This window comes from Micromonospora sp. NPDC005305 (assembly GCF_040607315.1).
Classification (GTDB): Bacteria; Actinomycetota; Actinomycetes; order Mycobacteriales; family Micromonosporaceae; genus Micromonospora.
On sequence record NZ_JBEXGL010000036.1, the window covers coordinates 26,442 to 44,848 of the forward strand.

Below are 18,407 nucleotides of genomic sequence, written 5' to 3' on the forward strand. Positions count from 1 at the left end.
AACGACCCGGGAGACCCCCGTGCCGCTGCCCCACCCCGCCCGCGTACGCCGGCATCACCGGCCCGCGGACCCCACCGGGCACCTCCGCTCGGTCCGGGTCCAACTCCTCGCGCCGATCCTGGTGGCCACGGTCGGCCTGGTGGTGCTGGGCGCCGCCCAGACCGGCGCCGCGCTGGACGCCTCCGCCGACGCCGACCGGGCCCGCGTGCTCGCCGGCACCGCCACCGCCACCGTGCGTCTGGTGCACGAGCTGGAACGCGAACTGGGTGAGACGGCCGCGCTGCGCCAGCGTGGCGGCGCCGCCGGCCGGCCACTGGTCGACGCGCAGCGGCGCCGGGTGGACGCCGCGGTCACCCGGTACCGCTCGGCCAGTGCGGACGCCCGGCACGCCGCCCCGGACCTGACCCCGGTGCTCAACGACGCGGACGGGCGGCTCGGCCAGCTCGCGCCGACGCGGGACCTGGCGCTGGGCGGCGACCGGGCCGACCCGGCGTACGCGACGCTCGTCGAGTCGCTGCTCGCCGTCGCCGATGCGCTGCCCGCCCAGCTCCGCGACGCCGAACTGGCCAACGAGGCGCGCGAGGTGGCCGCGGTGGCCGCCCAGGAGCACCTCTCGGCGCTGGAACGCGACCTGCTGCGCGGGGTGTTCGTGCGGGGCGCACTGGTCCGGGGCGAGCTGGCCGGGCTCGGCCGCCTCCGGGGCGCCCGCGAGCAGCGCCAGGCCGAGTTCCTCCGGATCGCCGCCGGCCCCGCCAACTCCGCCTGGTACCGGCTGGTCGGCGGCGCCGACGTGGAGACGGCCCGGCGGATGCGCGACGGCGTACTGGACAGCGACGGCGGGCCGGAGTCGCTGAAGACCGACGGCGACGCCTGGTACGTGGCGCAGAGCGGCACCATCCGCCGCTACAACCTGCTCGGCCGGGAGCTGTCCGACGGGCTGGACCGGGACGCCGCCGCGCTGGCCCGGACCGCCCGGCAGCGGGCCCTGCTCACCGCCGGAGCGACCAGCACCGTGGCGCTCGGCTCGCTGCTGACCGCCGTGTTGCTGGCGGTCCGGACCAGCCGGCGGCTGCGCCGGCTGCGGGTCGCGGCGCTCACCATGGCCAACCGGGAACTGCCGGACCGGATCACCGCGATCGCGGCGGGCGAGGGCGCACCGGGCGCGGGCACGGCGACCCGGCTGACCGACGGGATCCGCCGGGGCCGGGACGAGGTGGCCCAGGTGGCCGAGGCGTTCGACACGGTCAACAAGGCCGCCCTGCGGCTCGCCGGTGAGCAGGCCGAGCTGCGGCTGGACGTGACCCGGATGGCCGAGGCCCTGGCCCGCCGGATCCGCACGCTGATCACCCGCCAGTTGCGCCTGCTCGACGAGTTCGAACGCGAGGAGACCGACCCGGACGCGCTGGCCCGGCTCTTCGCCCTGGACCATCTGGCCGCCCGGCTGCGCCGCAACGGGGAGAACCTGCTGGTCCTGGCCGGTGGCGAACCCGGCCGGGGGCACGAGGGCGCGCTGCTCCTGGACGACGTGATCCGGGCGTCCGCCTCCGAGATCGAGGACTACCCGCGGGTGGAGATCGACGTGCCGACCGCCGCCGTGCACGGCGCGGCGGCCGGCAACCTGGTGCACCTGCTGGCCGAGTTGCTGGAGAACGCCACCGTCTACTCGCCACCGGACGCCCGGGTGCTGGTCGACGGTCGGCGCACCGTGGACGGGCTCACCCTGCGGGTGCACGACCAGGGCATCGGCATCAGCGAGACCCGGCTGGCCACCATCAACGAGCGGCTCGCCGCGCCGGCCACGCTGTCCAGCGCCGCGGCCGGCAGCATGGGCCTGCACGTGGTGGCCCACCTGGCCGCCCGGCACGGGATCCGGGTGCAGTTGCACCGCACCGCCAGCGGCACGGTCGCCCAGGTGGACGTGCCCGAGTCGGTGCTCACCCGGGTCGAGTCGGTGACCCGGCGGCCGGCCGCCGAGCGCGGCCAACCGGCCGGCCGTCCGGCGACCTGGTTCCGGTCCCGCGCCACCGGCCCGGCCCCGTCGAGGCCGGCCACCGGCGCCCGCCACCTGGTCACCACCACCCCCACGCCGGCCGCCCTGGGGATCCAGCCGCCGCCCGGCACGCCGGCGGACGACCACGCACCGGCCGTCGCCCGGCCGGTGGCCGGCGGACCGCCGCTGCCCGCCGGCGCCATCCGGGGCGTCGCCGCCGTACGCCCGCCGGGCGCCGCCCTGCTGGCGCCGAGCGCCGCCCGGATCCGCCCGGCGAGTTCCCCGGCGCCCGCGGGAACCACCGGCGCCGGCCTGCCGCGCCGGACCCGGGGCGGGCAGCTCCCCGCGACACTGCCCACCAGCGCCCCGCCGCCCCGGCCCGCGGACGACCTGCTCGACCCCGAGGTGGTACGCGCCCGCCTGTCCGCCCTCGCCGAAGGGGTGGCCAGCGCGATGCGCCGTGCCCCGAACACCACACCCACCGGGAGACATCCATGACCCCACCCGTGACCGCCGGGCTCGACTGGCTGCTGGCGAACTTCGCCGAGCAGGTGCCGGACGTGTCGCACGCCCTCGCGGTGTCCGAGGACGGCCTGCGGCTGGCCGCGTCCCCCGACCTCGCGCCCGACCAGGTGGACCAGCTCGCCGCCGTGATCAGCGGCCTGGCCAGCCTGACCGTGGGCGCCGCCCGGCTGATGTCCGCCGGCCGGGTACGCCAGCAGATCGTCGACATGGACGGCGGGGTGATGCTCGTGATGGCGGTCGGCGAGCGGGCGCTGCTCGGGGTCCTCGCCGCGCCGGGCTGCGACCTGGGCCAGATCGGCTACGAGACGGCGACGCTGGTCCAGCGGGTGGCGGAGGCGCTGGAACCGGCGGCCCGCCGGTGACCGGCCGCCCGCCGCGGCTGGTCGCCGCCCTGCTGCTGGCCGCCCTGGTGGCGGGCTGCGGCGGGGCCGACAGCGAGCCGAGGGCCTGGCACGACGGCCGGATCTTCCTGGCCACCGGCAACACCACCGGCGTCTATTACCAGCTCGGCGGCGGCTACGCCGACCTGATCAGCCGGCACCTGCCCGGGTACGAGGCGCGGGCCGAGCCGACCGGGGCCTCGGTGGAGAACATCACCCGGCTGGCCGGCGGCGACATGGAGATCGCCTTCAGCCTGGCCGACACGGCCGCCGACGCGGTCAGCGGCCGGGGCGGCTTCGAGGGCCAGCCGCAGCCGGTACGCGCGCTGGCCCGGGTCTACAGCAACTACACCCACGTGATCGTCCGCGCCGACGGGAAGATCGACAGCTTCGCCGACCTGCGCGGCAAGCGGATCTCCACCGGCTCGCCGAAGTCCGGCACCGACATCATCGCCGGGCGGCTGCTCACCGCCGGCGGGATCGACCCGGACCGCGGCATCCAGCGGCTCAACCTGTCGCTGCCGGAAACCGTGCAGCGGATGCGGGCCGGCAGCCTCGACGCGATGTTCTTCTCCGGCGGCCTGCCCACCCCGGGCGTCAAGGACCTGCTCTCCAGCGCGCCCGGCGCGTTCCGGCTGCTCCCCCTCACCGAGCTGATCGAACCGCTGGCCGCCCGCTACGGCTCGGTCTACACGACGGCCATCCTGCCCAAGGAGATCTACGGAACCCCGGCGGCCACCCCGACCATCACAGTGGCGAACGTGATCCTGGTGGCGGCGGACATGCCGGACCAGCTCGCGTACGACCTGACGCGGGTGCTCTTCACCTGGCAGGGCGAGCTGATCAGGGTGCACCCGGAGGCGGCGAACTTCACCCGGGACAGCGCCGCCGCCACCGACCCGATCCCGCTGCACCCGGGAGCGGCGCGCTACTACCGCAGCGGCTGACGGCTCAGAGGTTCGCGGGGGCGGTGGCCGCCCGGGCGGCGGCGACGAGCCGGTCGGTCTCGGCGGTCACCGCCTCGTCGTCCGTGGGGGTGCCCGGGTCGAAGCGCACCGTCCAGGTCAGCCCGTCCACGCCGGGCACCCGGCGGGCGGCGATGCGGCCGGCGCCGCCGGGCACCGGGTGGTGCGCGGTGTACGCGACCGAGCCGGTGACCCGGGCCCGCACCTGGTGGGGCAGGTCGCCCGGGTCGACCAGCAGGTAGGTCTCGGCCGGGCAGTCGGCGACCACGAGGTAGCCGTCCCGCTCGGCGACCCGGTCGGCGGGGGTGACGGTCAGCTCGCGGCCGGACCAGACCGCCTTGAGGACGTCGTGCCAGCCGATCCGCTCCCCGCGGCCGGGCAGCCACAGGCCGAGGTTGCTGGCCACCACGACGCCGTCGCCCTCGCCGTTGCCGACGGCGGCCCAGGCGAGCACCCGCTCGTCGTCGCGCAGCGGCGGCCGGTCGGCGGGCGGCAGCTTGGGCTTGCGGTGGAACAGTCCCATCACAGCCCCCCGGCGGCCTGCTCGCGCAGCGCCCGCGCGTGCTGTTCCAGCGAGAGCAGTTCCCCGAAGAGGGCGAAGTACTCGTCCTTGTTGCTCACCGGGTTGATCCGCTGGATCTTCGACTTGAGGTCCTTGATCCGCCCGGTCACCGAGCCCCACTGGAGGCGGGCCATGGTGATCGAGACGTACCGTGGGTCGGCCTCGCCGTCGATGCGCAGCGGCTCCACGGCCAACTCCCCGACGAGCGCCTGGCCGGCCAGGTCGTCGCAGGCGTCGCGGACCTGCTCGATCCAGACCGCGCCACCGGTTGCCGTCGCTGCCCCGCCGGCCGCGGCGATGGCCGCGCGGAGCGCGGCGTGCACGGGGTGCCGGTATTCGGCCGCCTCGACCGCGTCGAACATCGGGCCGGCCAGCACCGGCTCCTGGAGGGCGAGCTTCAACGCCTCCCGCTCGACCATCGAGTGCGGACTGTCCACGGTGGGCCGGGCCGGGGCGGGACGGGCCGGGGTGTCGGCGGCGCCCGCGGACTGCGCGTTGGCGGCGGCCAGCACCGCGCGCTGCACCGGCTCGATCTCCATGCCGAGGTCGCCGGCGAGCTTGCGGACGTACTCGGGGCGCTTCTCCCGGTCCTTGATCTTGGCGACCAGCGGGGCGGCCCGGCGCATCGCCTCCACCCGGCCGTCGACGGTGTCCAGGTCGTACCGGTTGATCATGTGCCGGAGCGCGAAGTCGACAAGCGGCTCGCGCCGGGCGACCAGGTCGCGGACCGCCAGGTCGCCCTTGGCGAGGCGCAGCTCGCACGGGTCCATGTTGTCGGGGCTGACCGCGATGAAGGTGCGCCCGACGAAGCGCTGGTCGTCCTCGAAGGCGCGCAGCGCGGCCTTCTGGCCGGCGGCGTCCCCGTCGAAGGTGAAGATGATCTCGCCGGCCACCGCGTCGGTGTCCATGAGCAGCCGGCGCAGCACCCCGATGTGGTCGCTGCCGAACGCGGTGCCGCAGGTCGCCACGGCCGTGGGCACGCCGGCCAGGTGGCAGGCCATCACGTCGGTGTAGCCCTCGACCACCACCACCTTGCCCTGCTTGGCGATCTCCCGCTTGGCCTGGTCGATGCCGTAGAGGACGTGCGACTTCTTGTAGATGGGCGTCTCGGGGGTGTTCAGGTATTTCGGGCCGTCGTCGTCGTCGAAGAGCTTGCGGGCCCCGAAGCCGATCACGTCGCCGGTGAGGTCGCGGATCGGCCAGAGCAGCCGGCGCCGGAACCGGTCGATCAGGCTGCCCGAGCGGGACGGGCGGGACAGCCCCGCCGTGACCAGCTCGTCATGGGTGAAGCCCTGCTGGCGCAGGTGCTTGGTGAGCAGGTCCCAGGCGTCGGGGGCGAAGCCGCAGCCGTAGCGCTCGGCGGCGGCCCGGTCGAAGCCCCGCTGAGCGAGGAACTCCCGCGCCGCCCGCGCGCCGGCCGTGGTGATTTGGCCGCGGTAGAACTCGACGGCCGCCGCGTGCGCGGCCACCAGGCGCTGGCGCTGCCCCTGCTGGGGGCGGGCGCGCGGGGCCGAGCGGTCGTCCTCGACATAGCGCAGCTGGAGGCCGGCGCGGCCGGCGAGCCGCTCGACGGACTCGACGAAGCTCAGGTGCTCGGCGTCCATCAGGAACTTGATCGCGTCGCCGCCGGCGCCGCAGCCGAAGCAGTACCAGACGTTGCGGGCCGGCGAGACGTTGAACGACGGGCTCTTCTCGTCGTGGAACGGGCAGAGGCCCTTGAGGTTGCCGCCGCCGGCCGACTTGAGCGTCACCGTGTCGGAGATGACCTCGGCGATGGAGGTGCGCTCGCGGACCAGCGCGATGTCCTCGTCCCGGATCCGCCCCGCCATCTCCGCCACCTCCTCGGCGTACATCCTGCCCTGCCGGACCGACGATCCGGCGGTCGGGGGGACGGGCGTGTGGCGGACACCGCCCCTCCCCCGGTCACGCCGACCGGCCGGCCCCGGCGGCGGCGTCGCCGATCCGCGGGAACGGTTCGATGGAGAAGACCACCTCGACCGGCACCTCGAAGTAGGCGGCGATCCGCAGCGCCAGGTGCAGGCTGGGCCGGAACTCGCCCCGCTCCAGGTAGCCGACCGTCTGGTAGTGCACGCCCAGCGCGTCGGCGAGCTGCCGCCGGGAGACTCCCCGCTCGGCACGCAGCACGGCGATCCGGTTGTGCACGACCTCGCTCACCGGCGCCCCCTCATCCGACCCGCTGCATGGCCCGCTCGCGACGGGCCGCCACCCGCGAGCCCGACTCCCGGCGGGCCATCCGCCGCAGCACGACCGGCGCCAGGGTGAGCCCGAGCACCGCCCACGCGCCGAGCACGCCGAACGTCTCCAGGTGGCGCCAGGAGCCGCCGAGCTCGACCGCGGCCATGCTGTCGGGCAGCAGCGCCGAGCGCATGCCCAACCCTAGCCAGTAGATCGGGAAGACCTGGGCGACGCCCTGGAGCCACCCCGGGTAGCCGTTGATCGGATAGAAGATGCCGGACAGGGCGATCAGGCCCATGTTCGGCAGCATGACCAGCCCGAGGTTGCGCGGGTTCTCGATGAGCGAGCCGAAGACCGCACCCAACGGCAGGGTGGCGACCAGGCCGAGCACCGCCACCCACAGCAGGGTGAACCAGGCCGACACGCTGGCCAGCCGGAGGCCGTCCAGGAAGAACAGCGCCGGGACGAGCTGGAGGAGCATGCTCAGCAGCGCCACCGTCGACATCAGGGTGACCTTGCCGATCAGGTAGCCGAGCATCCCGTTCGGGGTGGCCTTGGCGCGCAGCAGGGTGCCGTCCTCGCGCTCCATGACCAGCTGGGAGGCGAGCACCAGCATGCCGCCGAAGGCCAGGCCCATGCCGAGCGCGCTGGGCAGCGTGCGGGCGCCGAGCGAGAACGAGGTGCCGGGCACGGTCGAGCCGCGCATGAAGAACATCGTGACCAGCAGCGCCGCCGTCGGGAAGAAGTAGTTCCACAGGTCCTGGCCGTTGCTGAAGGTGTTGCGCAGCTCGATCCCGCCGCGCCGGAGACCGGCCCGGACGGCCGCCATCGTCGGGTTCATCGGTCGCTCCCCTGCTGCCACACCCAGTCGGTCCGGCCGGTCCGGACCCCGGATTCCTCCTCGTAGACCAGCGCCATGTACGCGTCCTCCAGGCTGGCCCGGCGGACCTCCAGCTCCTGCACCCGGTCGCCGTGCTCACGGAGCAGGTCGCGCAGGAAGCCGGTGGCGTCGGCCGTGGCGTGCACGAACCGCTCGCCGTCCCGGGTCCAGCGGATCTCCGCGTCACCGGCGACCCGGCGGGACAGCTCGTCCGGCGAACCGTCGGCGATGATCCGGCCGCCGCCCAGGATGAGGATCCGGTCGGCCAGCTTCTCGGCCTCGTCCAGGTCGTGCGTGGTGAGCAGGATGGTGGTCTCGTCCAGGTCGGCGAGGCGGTGCACCAGCTCGTGGAACTCCCGGCGGGCCGCCGGGTCGAAGCCGACCGTCGGCTCGTCCAGGAACAGCAGCTCGGGGCGGCCCACGATGCCGACCGCCACGTCGAGCCGGCGGCGCTGGCCGCCGGAGAGCCGGGCCACCCGCTGGTCCGCCTGCGCCGTGAGGCCGACGGTGTCCAGCAGGTCGTCGACCGGCCAGGGCCGGGCGATCCGGCCGGTGGCGTACGGCGCGTAGAAGTCGCCGAGGTGGGCCAGCAGGTCCCGGACCCGCCACTTGCCGTGGTCGCGCCACGACTGGAGCACCACGCCCAGCCGGGCGCGCCAGCGCTCGTCACCCCGGCCGGGGTCGACGCCGAGCACCCGGACCGACCCGGCCGAACGCAGCCGGAAGCCCTCCAGGATCTCGATGGTGGTGGTCTTGCCGGCGCCGTTGGGCCCGAGCAGGGCGAGCACCTCGCCGCGCCGGGCCGTGAGGTCGACCCCGTGCAGCACGTCGACGGTGCCGTACCGCATGCGCAGGTCGCGGACGTCGAGGACCAGGTCCTCGTCGGGCGGGTGGGGGGCCGTGGCGACCCCCGGCAGTTCGACCGCAGTCATACCGCGAAATGTAGCACCTCTACTACAACCCGAGGTACACCCGCTTCCCGTCGGAAACCGGTCAGGTCAGCGTCGGGGCCGGTGGAACCAGCGGGTCACCGGCGGCGGGTTCTCCTCCTCGTACGACCGGGCGGCGCGCACCGCGGCCGCCAGGCCCGACCGGCGCGGGCCGGGCCGCAGCCGCACCGCCGGGTCGGCGGCCATCTCCCGCACGAGGGCGACCGCCAGGCCCAGCATGACCACCACGAACGGCAGCGCCACCAGGATGGTGGCCTGCTGCAACGCGGCCAGGCCGCCGGCCAGCAGCAGCGCCGCCGCGACCGCCCCGATGAGTACGCCCCAGAGCACCACCACCCCCCGGTGCGGCCGCAGCGCGCCCCGGGAGCTCAGCGAGCCGAGCACCAGGGCGGCCGAGTCGGCACCGGTGACGAAGAAGAGCGCCACGAGCACCGCCGCCAGCGCCGTGGTGACCGTCGCCAGGGGCAGCGCGTGCAGCAGCCCGAAGAGGGCGTTCTCGGCGCTCGCCCCGACGTCGGCGACCAGGTCCCGGGTGCCGCTGCGCTGCACCCGCAGCGCGGTGCCACCGATGATCGAGAACCAGACGACGCTGGCCCCGCTGGGCACCAGCAGCACCCCGGTGACGAACTCCCGGACCGTGCGCCCCCGGGAGATCCGGGCGATGAAGATGCCGACGAACGGCGCCCAGGAGATCCACCAGGCCCAGTAGAAGATGGTCCACGAGCCCAGCCAGGCCGGGTCGGTGAAGGCTCCGGTGCGGGTGGACATCACCACCAGGTGGCTGAGATAGTCGCCGACCGAGGCGGGCAGCACCTCCAGCGTGTAGATGGTCGGGCCGGCCACGAAGACGAACACCATCAGCCCCACCGCCAGCACCACGTTGCTGGTGGACAGCCACTTGATCCCCTTGTGCAGCCCGGTGAAGGCGGAGATCACGAACGCGGCGGTGAGCGCCGCGATCACCACCAGTTCGGTCCCGGTGCTGTCCGGCACGCCGGTGGCGCTGTCCAGGCCCGCCGCGACCTGGAGGGCGCCGAGCCCGAGGCTGGTCGCCGAACCGAACACGGTGGCGAAGACCGCCAGCAGGTCGATCGCCTGCCCGACCGGCCCGTACGCCCGGGCGCCGAGCAGCGGCACGAACGCCGCCGAGATCCGGCTGCCGCGCCCCTTGCGGAAGGTCGAGTACGCCAGGGCCAGCGCCGCGACGGCGTAGATGCCCCACGGGTGCAAGGTCCAGTGGAACAGGGTGTACTGCATGGCCGCCGCGGCGGCCTGCTCGGTCTGCGGCTGGACCCCGGCGGCGGGCGGCGGCGCGGCGTAGTGCTGGATCGGCTCGGCGACGGCGTAGAAGACCAGGCCGATGCCCATGCCGGTGCTGAACATCATGGAGACCCAGGCCAGGGTGCTGAACTCCGGCTCGTCGTCGTCGGCGCCGAGCCGGATCCGGCCGAACCGGGACGCGGCGAGCACCACGGACAGCACCAGGAAGGCGTCGGCTGCCACCACGAAGAACCAGCCGAAGGTGTCGATCACCCAGGCCAGCCCGGACTTCCCGAACGCCGACAGGGATCCGCCGCCGAGGACACCCCAGGCCACCACCGCCAGCACGCCGGCCACGCCCAGCCCGAGCACCACCCGGTCGGCACGCTCCGCCGGTCGGTCCTGCCGCACCTGCTCCGCCATGGCCCCATCCTCAGCGGGCGAGTGACCTCGCCGAGGCGGAACGGCGCAGGACCACCGCGGTCCCCGGCGCCGGCGGGTCGATCAGACCGGGAGGACGACCGACTCCTCGGCCTCGACCTGGGCGTTCCAGGCCGCCTTGGTGGAGCGCCAGCCCTCGTCGTCCATGCCGCGCCGCCAGTAGCCGGAGATCGACAGGTCCCCCCGGGGCACCCCGCGCTCGACCCGCAGCAGCCGGCGCAGCTCCTTCACCGCGGTGGCCTCGCCGTGCACGAAGGCGTGCACCCGGCCGGGCGGGAAGTCCAGCGCGCGAAGCGCTTCCACCAGCGGCTCGCCCACGGGACGGCCGGCGCGGTGCAGCCAGCGCAGCTCGACCGCGCCCGCGCTGGCCAGCGGCAGCTCGTCGGCGGGGCCGCTCACCTCGACGTAGACCTTGGCGGGCGCGCCGGCGGGCAGCCGCTCCAGCGCGGCGGCGATCGCCGGCAGCGCGCTCTCGTCCCCGGCCAGCAGGTGCCAGTCGGCCGCCGGGTCCGGCGCGTACGCGCCGCCGGGGCCGGCGAACAGCACCCGGTCGCCGGGGCGCAGCCCGGCCGCCCACGGCCCGGCCAGCCCCTCGTCGCCGTGGTGCACCACGTCCACGGTCAGCTCGCCGGCCGCCGCGTCCCAGGCCCGCACCGTGTACGCCCGCAGCCGCGGCCACTGCTCGGCCGGGAACTGGCGCTTGATGGTGGCCAGGTCGGTCGGGTGCGGGTAGCGCACCCCGGCGGGCGGGAAGACGAACTTCACGTAGTGGTCGGTGTAGGCGCCCACCGGCAGGCCGGCCAGCTCCGCACCGCCGAGCACGAGGCGGATCAGGTGCGGGGTGGGCCGCTCGGTCCGGACGACCGTGGCGGCGGTGAGCTTCTTCGGGCGCTGCTCCGTCATGCCGCTTAGGCTAACCTAAGTCGCTGATCGCTCCCACCGGGCTGTCCGGCTGCCGACCGCCGGCGGGAGCAGGTCAGCGCCCCGCCACCAGACGGCCGTGCCAGGCCAGGGCAGCCGGGTCGGTGAGCGAGGCCACCTGGTCGACCACCACGCGCAGCCGGGCCGCGTCGTCCGGGGCCGCCCGCCACAGCGGCGCGAAGACCGGGTCGAGCACGTCCGGAGCCCGGTCCAGCAGGGCGGCGACCAGGTCGGCGAGGATCTCCCGCTGCTGCGCGTACCGGGGGCCGACCCCCGGGCGTCGCATGACGTAGCGCAGGGCGATGCCCTTGAGCAGGGCGCACTGGGCCCGGATGCGGCGCGGCACCACGAGGTCGGCCGCGTAGCGGCGGTGCGGGCCGGAGCCGTGGCGCTCCTGGGTGGCGGCCACCACGGTCGACACGAAACGGCCGGTGAGCACGCTGGTGGTGGTCTTCAGGGCGGCCAGCGACCGGTGGCTGCCGTCGTACGCGGCCAGCGGCGCGAGCGCCGGATCGGCGAGGAGTTCGGCCAGCACCTCGCCCAGGTCCTCGGGGGCCTCCCCGGAGTACGCGGCCGCCACGTCGGCGCAGAGCGCCCGCCGCTCGTCGGCGTCCTCCAGCAGCGGGCGCAGGCTGACGTAGCCGCCGTGGATGCCGTCCTCGACGTCGTGCACCGAGTACGCCACGTCGTCGGCCCAGTCCATCACCTGCGCCTCCAGGCAGCGCCGGTCGCCGGGCGGGGCGCCCGCGCGCAGCCAGGCGAAGACCGGGCGGTCGTCGGCGTACACCCCGAACTTGCGCCGGCCGGGCCGGCGCTCCCAGGGATACTTGGCGACCGCGTCGAGCGAGGCGCGGGTCAGGTTCAGCCCGGCGGAGCCGCCGTCGGGGGCCAGCACCTTGGCCTCCAGCCGGGTGAGCACCCGCAGCGTCTGCGCGTTGCCCTCGAAGCCGCCGCAGTCGGCGGCGAGCGTGTCCAGGGCGTCCTCGCCGTTGTGGCCGAAGGGCGGGTGACCGAGGTCGTGCGCCAGCCCGGCGGTGTCCACCACGTCCGGGTCGCAGCCGAGCCGGGCGCCCATCTCCCGGGCGATCTGCGCCACCTCCAGCGAGTGGGTCAGCCGGGTACGCAGGAAGTCGTCGGTGCCCGCCGTGTGCACCTGGGTCTTGGCGGCGAGCCGGCGGAACGCCGCCGAGTGGAGCACCCGGGCCCGGTCCCGCTCGTACGGCGACCGCCCGTAGCCGGTGTCCTTGGGCGCCTCGGTGACCAGGCGCGCCGCGTCGAGCCCGGAAGCGGCGCTCAACCGGTCATCCCCGCTGCCGCAGAACGCAGAACTCGTTGCCCTCCGGGTCGGCCAGCACCGTCCACTCGACGGCCCCCTGGCCGATGTCGACGTGCCGGGCGCCCATGTCGACCAGGCGCTCCACCTCGGCCTCCTGATCGGCCGGGCGCAGGTCGATGTGCAGCCGGTTCTTGCCCTCCTTGGGGCCGCTGACCGGGACGAAGACGATGCCGGGCAGCGCGTCGGGCGTGCGGCGGATCTCCACCTCGTCCGGCTTGTCGCTGATCACCTGGTAGCCGAGCGCCTCCGCCCACCAGTGGGCGAGCCGGGACGGATCCTGGGCGTCGACCGTCAGGTTCTCCCAGACGCTGGTCATTCGGCCACCTTCCTGATCGACACGTACGCGGGAGCCCAGGTTACGCCCGGCGGGCCGGAAAGGCGCGCCCGGACGCACGCGGGGCCGCCGACGTCAGCGTCGGCGGCCCCGGAGGCGTCATGCCGTCAGCGGGAGTCGGAACCGGCGGTGGTGAGCACCGCGCGGCCGGCCTCCAGCCGGGCGACCGGCACGCGGAACGGCGAGCAGGAGACGTAGTCGAGACCGACCTCGTGGAAGAAGTGCACCGAGTCCGGGTCGCCACCGTGCTCGCCGCACACGCCGAGCTTCAGCCCCGGGCGGGCCGCCCGGCCCTCCTCGGCGGCGATCCGGACCAGCCGGCCGACGCCCTCCCGGTCGATCGACTCGAACGGCGAGATGCCAAAGATGCCCAGCTCCAGGTAGCGCCAGAAGAACGCGCCCTCGACGTCGTCCCGGGAGAAGCCCCAGCCCATCTGGGTGAGGTCGTTGGTGCCGAAGGAGAAGAACTGCGCCGCCTCGGCGATCTGCCCGGCGGTCAGCGCCGCCCGGGGCACCTCGATCATGGTGCCGATCAGCACCTCGACGCCGGCGTCCCCGACCACCTCGGCGATGATCTTCTCGGCCTCCGCGCGTACCGTCTCCAGCTCCTGCACCGCGCCGACCAGCGGGACCATGATCTCCGGGCAGGCGTACCCGCCGTTGCGGGTGACCTCGACGGCGGCCTCCGCGATCGCGCGGACCTGCATGGCGAACAGGCCGGGGATGACCAGGCCGAGCCGGACGCCGCGCAGGCCCAGCATCGGGTTCTCCTCGTGCATCCGCCGGACGGCGGCGAGCAGCGCCTCCTCCTTCGCCACGTCCTCGCCGCGCTCCTGGGCGACCGCGACGTTGACCGCGAGCTGCTCCAGCGGGGGCAGGAACTCGTGCAGCGGCGGGTCGATGAGCCGCACGGTGACCGGCAGGCCGTCCATCTCGCGGAAGATCTCGATGAAGTCCGCCCGCTGCAGCGGCAGCAGGGCGGCGAGCGCCCTCTCCCGCTCCTCGTCGGTGGACGCGAGGATCAGCCGCTCGACCAGCTCCCGGCGGTCACCGAGGAACATGTGCTCGGTGCGGCACAGGCCGATGCCCTCGGCCCCGAACCGCCGCGCCCGGGCCGCGTCCGCGCCGGTGTCGGCGTTCGTCCGGACCCGCAGCCGCCGCGTGGCGTCGGCGTGCGTCATGATCCGGTGTACGGCGCGGACCAGCGGGTTGTCGATGTGCTCCGGGTCGAGGCTGCCCTCGAAGTACTGCACCACCTCGGACGGCATGACCGGCACCTCGCCGAGGTAGACCTTGCCGGTGGTGCCGTCGATGGAGACCACGTCACCCTCGTTGACGGTCTGCCCGGCCACGGTGAACCTCTTCGCCGGCACGTTGACGTCCAGCTCGTCAGCGCCGGAGACGCAGGTCTTGCCCATGCCCCGGGCGACCACCGCGGCGTGGCTGGTCTTGCCACCGCGCGAGGTGAGGATGCCCTTGGCGGCGATCATGCCGCTGAGGTCGTCGGGGTTGGTCTCCCGGCGCACCAGGATCACCGACTCGCCCTCGGCGGCCAGCTCGACGGCGCGGGCCGAGGTGAACACGACCTTGCCGGAGGCCGCGCCGGGCGAGGCCCCGATGCCCTTGGCCACCGGCTGGAACTCGTGGTCGAGCTGGAAGCGCGGGAACATGAGCTGGGCGAGCTGCGCGCCGTTGACCCGGTGCAGCGCCTCGTCCAGGTCGATCAGGCCCTCGTCGACGAGCTGCCCGGCGATGACGAACGCGGCGGCGGCGGTGCGCTTGCCGACCCGGGTCTGGAGCATCCAGAGCTTGCCGCGCTCGATGGTGAACTCGATGTCGCAGAGGTCCTTGTAGTGCTCCTCGAGCCGGGCCATGTAGTCGAGCAGTTCGTCGTAGGACTTCTTGTCGATTCGCTCCAGCTCCTGCAACGGCACGGTGTTGCGGATGCCGGCCACCACGTCCTCGCCCTGGGCGTTGGCCAGGTAGTCGCCGTAGATGCCCTGCGCGCCGCTGGCGGGGTCCCGGGTGAAGGCGACGCCGGTGCCGGAGTCGGCACCCAGGTTGCCGAAGACCATGGCCACCACGTTGACCGCGGTGCCCAGGTCGGCCGGGATCCGCTCCTGCCGGCGGTAGACCACCGCGCGCTCGGCGTTCCACGACTCGAAGACCGCGCGGATGGCCAGGTCGAGCTGCTCGCGCGGCTCCTGCGGGAACTCGCGCCCGGTGTGCTTGGCGAAGATCTTCTTGTACGCGTCGACCAGCCCGCGCAGGTCGTCGGCGTCCAGGTCGAGGTCGTTCTGCGTGCCCTTGGCGCGCTTGGCGTCGTCGAGCGCGTGCTCGAACTCCTCGCCCGGCACCTCACAGACGGTCTTGCCGAACATCTGGATGAGGCGGCGGTAGGAGTCCCAGGCGAAGCGGTCGTTCCCTCCCGCCTGGGCGCTGAGCCCGACCACGCTGCGGTCGTTGAGGCCGACGTTGAGGACGGTCTCCATCATGCCGGGCATCGAGAACTTGGCGCCGGAGCGCACCGAGACCAGCAGCGGGTCCTGCGGGTCGCCGAGCTTGCGGCCCATCCCGCGTTCCAGGGACTCCAGGTGCGTCTCGATCTGGGCGGCCAGCCCGTCCGGCTCCCGGCCGGTCGTCAGGTACGCCTTGCAGGCCTCGGTGGTGATGGTGAAGCCGGGCGGCACCGGCAGGCCGAGATTGGTCATCTCGGCCAGGTTGGCCCCCTTGCCGCCGAGCAGGTCCTTGAGGTCCTTGTTGCCCTCGGCGAAGTCGTAGACGTACTTGTGCTCGACCGTCTCTTCTGCTGCCACCAGAGCCTCCCACGCGCGCCATTGACACTTAACGAAGGTTCAGTTCGGACATACCCCGGGAGCGACCACCGGTAATCCCGGCGTCGTCAGCGATCGGTGGGCGAAGGTTAAGCGAACTTCGGGGGGCCTGGGACCGTTCGGTGACTTTCGGCACAACAGTCACCACTATCCGCGTCCGTACCGGTTTTTGGGAACGCTTCCACGCGCACTATCACGCAATTCCGATTCCCCTCGTACGCTTGACGGCACTGGTTCTGCTGAACTTGACCATTGCCATATCCGGCGCAAATACACCCCGGAGCCGCCGCCGTGCCGACCACCCCCACCACTCCCGCCGAGAGCGGCCCCGAGCCGCTCGACCGCCTCCCCGGCCGGCAACCGGCCGCCGCCGAGCTGGCCCGCGCCGCCGCGCGCACCACCGGCGACCTGCTCGCCCCGCCCGCACCGGTCCGCCTCGGCGACGTCGTGCCCGCCCCGGAACGGGCGCTCCCCGACCCGACGGCGGACTTCACGCTGTCCGCCGAGGCGGCGATCCGGGTCAGCGCGGCCGGCCGGGACGCCGCCGAGCAGCTGGCCGAGTGGCTGCGCCCCGCCACCGGCTTCCCCCTGCCGGTCGCCGACGGTCCCCTCACGGCCGACGGCCTGCTCGTCCTGACGCTGTCGGAGGCGCCCCTCGCCGACGCCCTGAGCCCGGTCGACGCGGCCGGTCCGGCCGACGCGGCGGATGCGGCCGGCGCGGCGGCCGGCGGTGCCGCGGGTGTGGCTGGTGGGCTGGGCGACGAGGGCTATCGGCTCGACGTGACCGCGTCCGGCGTGCGGATCACCGCCGCAACCACCGCCGGCCTGTTCCACGGCGCGCAGACCCTGCGGCAGCTCCTGCCCGCCGCCGTCGACAGCACCGCCCCGGTAACCGAACGCTGGGCGGTGCCCGGCGGCAGCATCCTCGACCGGCCGCGCTTCCCCTACCGAGGCGCCATACTCGACGTGGCCCGCCACTTCTTCCCGGTGGAGGACGTGCTGCGGGTCGTCGACCACCTGGCCCGCTACAAGCTCAACCACCTGCACCTGCACCTCACCGACGACCAGGGCTGGCGGATCGCCGTCGACTCCTGGCCCCGGCTCGCCGAGGTCGGCGGCGCCACCGAGGTGGGCGGCGGCCCCGGCGGCTACTACACGCGGGCGGACTACCGCCGCATCGTCGCCTACGCCGCCCGCCGCCACGTCACCGTGGTGCCGGAGATCGACCTGCCGGGGCACACCAACGCCGCCCTCGTCGCCTACCCGGAGCTGGCGCCCGGCAAGGTCCCGCCGCCGCCGTACACCGGCACCGAGGTCGGCTTCAGCTACGTCGACCCCGCCGACGAGCGGACGTACGCCTTCGTCGCCGACGTGGTCGGCGAGGTGGCCGCCCTGACCCCCGGCCCCTGGCTGCACCTGGGCGGCGACGAGGCGTTCAAGGTGCCCGCCGACACCTACCGCGCCTTCGTCGAGCGGGCGCAGACACTGGTCGCGGCGACCGGGAAGACCGTGGTCGGCTGGCACCAGCTCGCCCCGACCGGGCACGTCGACGGGCGGGTGCTCCAGTGGTGGGGCACGAACGGCGACGACCCCGAGACCGCCGAGGCCGTACGCCGGGGCGCCCGCCTCATCCTCTCCCCCGGCAACCGCGTCTACCTGGACATGAAGTACGCCGCCGACACCCCGATCGGGCACGACTGGGCGGGCCTCATCGACGTGCGCCGCGCGTACGACTGGGATCCGGGGACGCACCTCACCGGCGTACCGGCCGAGGCGGTGCTGGGTGTCGAGGCGCCGCTCTGGACGGAATCGGTCACCACGCTCGCCGGGGTCGAGTTCATGCTGTTCCCGCGCCTGCCCGCCGTCGCGGAACTCGGCTGGTCGCCCCGGTCGACGCACGACTGGGCCGGGTTCCGCGAGCGGCTCGCCGCCCACGGCCCGCGCTGGACCGCCGCCGGCATCACCTTCCACCCGTCCCCCGACGTCCCGTGGCCCACACCGGCCACCACCATCCCCACCCAACCCAAGGGCGACAGGACCACCCCCACCCACTGAAAACCACCCGCGCCCCACGCCCCGCGCCCCGGCTACCCGCGTTGATCAAGAGGTTTGCGTCGGGATCGGGCTCATGTGCGACGCAAACCTCTTGATCAACGCGGTTGGGTGTCGGTGAGCGGGGCCCGGCCTCGCCGGGTTCGCTCTGCCTGCGGATCTTGGAGAGTTGGCGTTCGTCCCGAACGGCAACTCTCCAAGATCGCAACCGGCGCCTTACCTGGGGTGCCTGTCCGGTTTGTGGCGGCGTGATGTCCGGTTTCGGCCGGTTGGCGCGGGTGGTCGGCGCCACCGTCGGGGCGGAATGATGGCGGGGGTGGGGTCGTTATACATGGCAGACCGCGGAGCAGCCCGCCCCCGAGCGAGGCAGCCCCGGTCGGAATGACCGGCCCCGGCCGGTCGTTACACCATCCGGGTCGCGCACCACCGGCCCACTGCACCGGTCAGCCGCAGGGAATCACCCCGCAGCCCCGGTCGTTACATCCCCCGGACCGCGCAGGTCCGAGCCGGCAGAGCCCAGGGAATGACCTCCCGCCGCCGGTCGTTACATCCCCCGGGACATCGGATCAGGTGTGTGGGAATCACTTCCCCGCCGCCGATGGTTACATCCCCGGACCGCCCGAGCAGGTCACCCCCTGATCGCCGGGCACCCAGACTTTCCCTTCGCGGCACCGCACCCCCAATTGCGCGTGTGCTGTGATCCCCCGACAGAAAGGCGTGACTCATCATGCGTACCAACACCATGCTGCGGAACACCGTTCTGACCGCTGCCGGCTTCGCC

The 18,407-nt window shown here is 74.1% G+C and carries 14 protein-coding genes; 4 read left to right on the top strand and 10 right to left on the bottom strand.

Features of this window, described 5'->3' with window-relative positions; all coding sequences use genetic code 11:
* Nucleotides 1-19: 19 nt before the first annotated feature.
* Genes ABZS80_RS31860 through ABZS80_RS31870 form a run of 3 tightly spaced genes read left to right on the top strand, consistent with a single transcriptional unit; the run spans nucleotide 20 to nucleotide 3,842 of the window.
* Complete coding sequence (locus ABZS80_RS31860) at nucleotides 20-2,488, top strand: nitrate- and nitrite sensing domain-containing protein (protein ID WP_355061728.1); 2,469 nt, start codon at nucleotides 20-22, stop codon at nucleotides 2,486-2,488.
* Complete coding sequence (locus ABZS80_RS31865) at nucleotides 2,485-2,877, top strand: roadblock/LC7 domain-containing protein (protein ID WP_091319365.1); 393 nt, start codon at nucleotides 2,485-2,487, stop codon at nucleotides 2,875-2,877. The genes ABZS80_RS31860 and ABZS80_RS31865 overlap by 4 nt, the downstream gene beginning before the upstream one ends.
* A complete protein-coding gene (locus tag ABZS80_RS31870) occupies nucleotides 2,874-3,842 on the top strand; it encodes a TAXI family TRAP transporter solute-binding subunit (protein WP_355061729.1) in 969 nt (322 codons plus the stop codon). Before ABZS80_RS31865 ends, ABZS80_RS31870 begins: the two co-directional genes overlap by 4 nt.
* A gap of 4 nt (nucleotides 3,843-3,846) precedes the next feature.
* Here the strand turns inward: ABZS80_RS31870 and ABZS80_RS31875 are convergent, their stop codons facing one another.
* The 10 genes from ABZS80_RS31875 to ppdK form a co-directional block, all read right to left on the bottom strand.
* A complete protein-coding gene (locus ABZS80_RS31875) occupies nucleotides 3,847-4,383 on the bottom strand; it encodes a hypothetical protein (RefSeq protein ID WP_151464679.1) in 537 nt (178 codons plus the stop codon).
* Nucleotides 4,383-6,275: a DNA primase gene (dnaG, locus tag ABZS80_RS31880; RefSeq protein ID WP_355061731.1), complete on the bottom strand. Its 1,893-nt coding sequence runs from the start codon at nucleotides 6,273-6,275 to the stop codon at nucleotides 4,383-4,385. Before dnaG ends, ABZS80_RS31875 begins: the two co-directional genes overlap by 1 nt.
* A gap of 70 nt (nucleotides 6,276-6,345) precedes the next feature.
* On the bottom strand, nucleotides 6,346-6,597 hold the full coding sequence (locus tag ABZS80_RS31885) for a helix-turn-helix transcriptional regulator (RefSeq protein WP_151464677.1): 252 nt from the start codon (nucleotides 6,595-6,597) through the stop codon (nucleotides 6,346-6,348).
* Nucleotides 6,598-6,607: 10 nt separating this feature from the next.
* On the bottom strand, nucleotides 6,608-7,459 hold the full coding sequence (locus ABZS80_RS31890; protein ID WP_151464676.1) for an ABC transporter permease: 852 nt from the start codon (nucleotides 7,457-7,459) through the stop codon (nucleotides 6,608-6,610).
* A complete protein-coding gene (locus ABZS80_RS31895) occupies nucleotides 7,456-8,346 on the bottom strand; it encodes an ABC transporter ATP-binding protein (protein ID WP_355061745.1) in 891 nt (296 codons plus the stop codon). The genes ABZS80_RS31890 and ABZS80_RS31895 overlap by 4 nt, the downstream gene beginning before the upstream one ends.
* Nucleotides 8,347-8,496: 150 nt before the next feature.
* Nucleotides 8,497-10,131, bottom strand: a complete 1,635-nt coding sequence (locus ABZS80_RS31900; RefSeq protein ID WP_355061734.1) for a BCCT family transporter — start codon at nucleotides 10,129-10,131, stop codon at nucleotides 8,497-8,499.
* 81 nt (nucleotides 10,132-10,212) lie between these two features.
* Nucleotides 10,213-11,052 carry a siderophore-interacting protein gene (locus ABZS80_RS31905; protein WP_355061736.1) on the bottom strand — a complete coding sequence of 280 codons (840 nt, stop codon included), beginning with the start codon at nucleotides 11,050-11,052 and terminating at the stop codon, nucleotides 10,213-10,215.
* Between the two features lie 73 nt (nucleotides 11,053-11,125).
* Nucleotides 11,126-12,367, bottom strand: a complete 1,242-nt coding sequence (locus tag ABZS80_RS31910) for a deoxyguanosinetriphosphate triphosphohydrolase (protein WP_355061737.1) — start codon at nucleotides 12,365-12,367, stop codon at nucleotides 11,126-11,128.
* Between the two features lie 4 nt (nucleotides 12,368-12,371).
* A complete protein-coding gene (locus ABZS80_RS31915; protein ID WP_355061739.1) occupies nucleotides 12,372-12,722 on the bottom strand; it encodes a VOC family protein in 351 nt (116 codons plus the stop codon).
* A gap of 125 nt (nucleotides 12,723-12,847) precedes the next feature.
* Entirely contained in the window at nucleotides 12,848-15,556 is a 2,709-nt protein-coding gene (gene ppdK / locus ABZS80_RS31920; RefSeq protein WP_355061740.1) for a pyruvate, phosphate dikinase, read from the bottom strand.
* 309 nt (nucleotides 15,557-15,865) lie between these two features.
* On the opposite strand from ppdK, the gene ABZS80_RS31925 reads away from it, so the two are divergent.
* On the top strand, nucleotides 15,866-17,629 hold the full coding sequence (locus ABZS80_RS31925; protein ID WP_355061742.1) for a beta-N-acetylhexosaminidase: 1,764 nt from the start codon (nucleotides 15,866-15,868) through the stop codon (nucleotides 17,627-17,629).
* The last annotated feature ends 778 nt before the right edge of the window (nucleotides 17,630-18,407 follow it).

What these genes read in the sequence shown, in the direction of transcription:
- ABZS80_RS31865 (WP_091319365.1), top strand. Translation starts at nt 2,485, where the DNA reads ATGACCCCACCCGTGACCGCCGGGCTCGACTGGCTGCTGGCGAACTTC.
- ABZS80_RS31875 (WP_151464679.1), bottom strand. Translation starts at nt 4,383, where the DNA reads ATGGGACTGTTCCACCGCAAGCCCAAGCTGCCGCCCGCCGACCGGCCG.
- dnaG (WP_355061731.1), bottom strand. Translation starts at nt 6,275, where the DNA reads ATGTACGCCGAGGAGGTGGCGGAGATGGCGGGGCGGATCCGGGACGAG.
- ABZS80_RS31890 (WP_151464676.1), bottom strand. Translation starts at nt 7,459, where the DNA reads ATGAACCCGACGATGGCGGCCGTCCGGGCCGGTCTCCGGCGCGGCGGG.
- ABZS80_RS31895 (WP_355061745.1), bottom strand. Translation starts at nt 8,346, where the DNA reads ATGCGGTACGGCACCGTCGACGTGCTGCACGGGGTCGACCTCACGGCC.
- ABZS80_RS31900 (WP_355061734.1), bottom strand. Translation starts at nt 10,131, where the DNA reads ATGGCGGAGCAGGTGCGGCAGGACCGACCGGCGGAGCGTGCCGACCGG.
- ABZS80_RS31905 (WP_355061736.1), bottom strand. Translation starts at nt 11,052, where the DNA reads ATGACGGAGCAGCGCCCGAAGAAGCTCACCGCCGCCACGGTCGTCCGG.
- ABZS80_RS31915 (WP_355061739.1), bottom strand. Translation starts at nt 12,722, where the DNA reads ATGACCAGCGTCTGGGAGAACCTGACGGTCGACGCCCAGGATCCGTCC.